This is a genomic window from Mesorhizobium sp. M7A.F.Ca.AU.002.02.1.1 (assembly GCF_003998535.1).
GTDB classification, from domain to species: domain Bacteria; phylum Pseudomonadota; class Alphaproteobacteria; order Rhizobiales; family Rhizobiaceae; genus Mesorhizobium; species Mesorhizobium ciceri.
In genome coordinates this window covers 1-2,965 of the sequence record NZ_RZPB01000736.1, presented here as the reverse complement: position 1 = coordinate 2,965, position 2,965 = coordinate 1, and the positions used below count along the sequence as shown (strand labels likewise).

At 64.1% G+C, this 2,965-nt stretch carries 4 protein-coding genes; all 4 read left to right on the top strand.

Annotation, left to right across the window (positions count from 1 at the left end; genetic code table 11):
* A partial coding sequence (locus tag EN879_RS30355; protein WP_164774676.1) for a substrate-binding domain-containing protein occupies window positions 1-439 on the top strand: 439 nt, incomplete at its 5' end.
* Between the two features lie 122 nt (window positions 440-561).
* The gene (locus EN879_RS30350; RefSeq protein WP_063170658.1) at window positions 562-1,629 is read left to right on the top strand and encodes an ABC transporter permease; all 1,068 of its coding nucleotides are present in this window, start codon (window positions 562-564) and stop codon (window positions 1,627-1,629) included.
* On the top strand, window positions 1,626-2,453 hold the full coding sequence (locus tag EN879_RS30345) for an ATP-binding cassette domain-containing protein (RefSeq protein ID WP_063170659.1): 828 nt from the start codon (window positions 1,626-1,628) through the stop codon (window positions 2,451-2,453). The genes EN879_RS30350 and EN879_RS30345 overlap by 4 nt, the downstream gene beginning before the upstream one ends.
* Window positions 2,454-2,533: 80 nt before the next feature.
* Window positions 2,534-2,965, top strand: a 432-nt coding sequence (locus EN879_RS30340) for a dihydrodipicolinate synthase family protein (protein ID WP_206521030.1), incomplete at its 3' end; no start/stop codon positions are given.

The window sequence follows — 2,965 nt, the reverse complement described above, 5'->3', positions numbered from 1 at the left end:
CAGTGGCAGCGGCGTCACCTACGATGTCGTCAACACCGGTCCGGATCCGGCAACCGAAATCTCGCGCGTCGAGAGCTATTATCTCAGCCACAAGACCGTCAACGGCCTGTTCGGCACCGGCGGTTCCGCCACCCATGCCTGCGGTTTCGTGTCCCACAAATACGGCCTGGTGAAAGCCGGCGGCGCGGTGGCCGGCTTCGACCTGTTCCCGCAGACGCTGGACTTCATCAAGGCCGGCGACGTCAACTTCACCACCGACCAGCAGGCCTATCTGCAGGGCTTCCTGCCGGTGCAGCAGATGTATCTCTACAAGCTCTCGGGCGGCCTTGTCGGCCCGGCCAACAGCGACACCAGCCAGGCCTATGTGACCAAGGACAATGTCGACGCCTATGTCGGCAAGTCGCGCTTCGAGGGTCGCAGCGAGGTCGAGCCGACCTGACGCGGCCGAACCGCGACACACCTGCCCTCGCCGCGTCATTTTGCGTGATGTGGCGGGGGTGGCGACGGCTGCCCGTCGCCGATCCTCTTCTTCGCCCAAAGTTCGAAATCAGGAAGACAAGAGTGCCGCCCACAGAAACCAAGCCTGCGAAGAAGACCGGCGTCAAGGTTCCGCACACAATGACCGAGAGGCTGCTGATCCTGCTGTCGCGCTATCGCGAGGCCAGCATCGCCGTGGTCGCCATCGTGCTCGTGATCTATTTCCAGTTCGGCAGCGATGGCGGCTTCCTGTCGCCGCAATTCATGAGCGTCGTGCTGCGCGACACCGGCCGGCTCGGCCTGATCGCCGCGGCGGAAGTCATGCTGATGATCACCGGCGAAATCGATCTGTCGCTCAGCGCCATCTTCTCGATCGCACCCTACGTCATGGCGCTGCTGTCGGTCACCTATGGCGTGCCGCTGGCCGTCGGTGCGCTGATCGGCGTGCTGATCGGCATATTGGTCGGCGCCATCAACGGCATCATCACCGTGCGCTTCAAGGTGCCGTCGCTGATCACCACCGTCGGCATGCTGTTCTTCCTGCAAGGCATCGTCGTCTCGATCTACAACAGCCAACCGATCGTGGCGCCGGTCGAGCAGCCCTTCAACGCCATCTTCGGGCAGAGCCTGTACCAGCCGTCGGATGCGCTCTTGTCCTGGCATGGCATCACCGCGTTCACGCCCTTCCTGTGGGCGGTGCTGGTGGTGCTGGTGCTGGCGCTGGTGCTGAACCGCACCACCTTCGGCCTGCACACCATCGCCACCGGCTCCAACATCATCGGCGCCCGCGAGATCGGCGTGCGCACCGACCGCATGAAGATCTACAATTTCATGATCGCCGGCGGCTGCGCCGCCTTCGCCGGCATCATCAACACCGCCCAGTTCACCTCGGCTGATCCGCAGGCCGGCAGCCCGTTCCTTACCTTGCAGGCGATCGCGGCGGCGGTCATCGGCGGCACTTCCCTGCTGGGCGGCTCCGGCACCGTCATCGGCGCGCTGATCGGCGCCTTCGTCGTCGCCTCGCTCAACAACGGCCTGGTGATGATCGGCGCCCAGGCCACTGTGTCCGACATCTATCTCGGCGCGGCCATCATCGCCGCGATGATCCTCTCAATCCAGGTCGACCGCCTGCGCACACGGAGGCGCGTATGAATTCGCCAACCATTCCGCCGCTGGCACCCGATGCGCCTGTCGTGCTGGAGATGTCCAACATCTCCAAGAGTTTTGGCGCCGTCACCGCCCTCGTCGACGTCTCGATCAAATTGCGCCAGGGCGAAGTCCTGGCGCTGGTCGGCGACAATGGCGCCGGTAAATCGACGCTGATCAAGATCCTGTCCGGCTTCCACCAGCCCGATACCGGCACGATCGTCTCGCAAAGTAAGGAGGTGCGTTTCGCCTCGCCGCGCGATGCGCGCGCCCAAGGCATCGAAACCGTCTATCAGGACCTGGCTCTGATCGGCGACCTCAGCGTCTTTCACAATATGTTTCTGGGCCGCGAGTACCACAAGCGCTTCCTTGGCCTGAACCTGCTGGACAATAGGAAGATGCGCGAACAGGCGCAGCTCTATCTCGATACGCTCGGCATCACGATCCCCAGCGTCAACAGCACGGTCGACCTCCTGTCGGGCGGGCAGCGCCAGTGCATTGCGGTTGCCCGCTCGATCTATTCGTCGCCGAAGATCCTGGTGCTCGACGAACCGCTGGCGGCACTGGGCGTGCGCGAGAGCGCGCATGTGCTGGGCCTGATCCAGAATCTGCGCCAGCAGCGCCAGGTTTCGGTGATCCTGATCGTCCACAACTACAACCAGATTTTCGAAGTCTGCGATCGCATCAACTTCCTGCATTCGGGCGAGGTCGCGCTCGATGCCTCCACGGCCGACACCAGCGAGGAGGAACTGATCCGCATCGTCAAGTCGGGCCTGGGCACCAGGGCGATCGAAGCTGCCGCGGCCGAAGTCCGGCCGGGCCTCATATGAACCTGCCGGCAAGTCACGGCTAGAACAATCCTTGCCGGCCCGACCTCCCATCGGCCGGCCCCTCGCACGGAGTATTCGTTTTGACGTTCTCACCCACCGAACTGACCAGATCCCTTGGGCGCGGGCTGCTGTCCTTTCCGCTGACCTTCTTCGACGATGACGGTGCCTTCAACGAGGACGGTTACCGCGCCCATGTCGCGGCCCAAGGCACAGCCGGGGCGAGCGGGCTGTTCGCCGCAGGCGGTACCGGCGAGTTCTTTTCGCTGACGCTTGAGGAATACAAGCGCGTCGTGCGGGCGGCGTCGGACGAAGTGCCCGATACGATGCCGCTGCTGGCCGGCGTCGGCTACGGCACGCATATGGCGGTCGAGTTCGCCCAGGCCGCCGAGGCCAATGGCGCCGACGGGCTGCTGGTGCTGCCGCCCTATCTGGTCAAGTCGGAGCAGGAAGGCCTGCGTCGCCACCTGACGGCCATCTGCCGCTCGGTCGGCATCGGCGTGATCGCCTATAAC

Excerpts from the sequence above, each read along its gene's own strand:
- EN879_RS30345 (WP_063170659.1), top strand. The coding sequence starts at position 1,626 with ATGAATTCGCCAACCATTCCGCCGCTGGCACCCGATGCGCCTGTCGTG.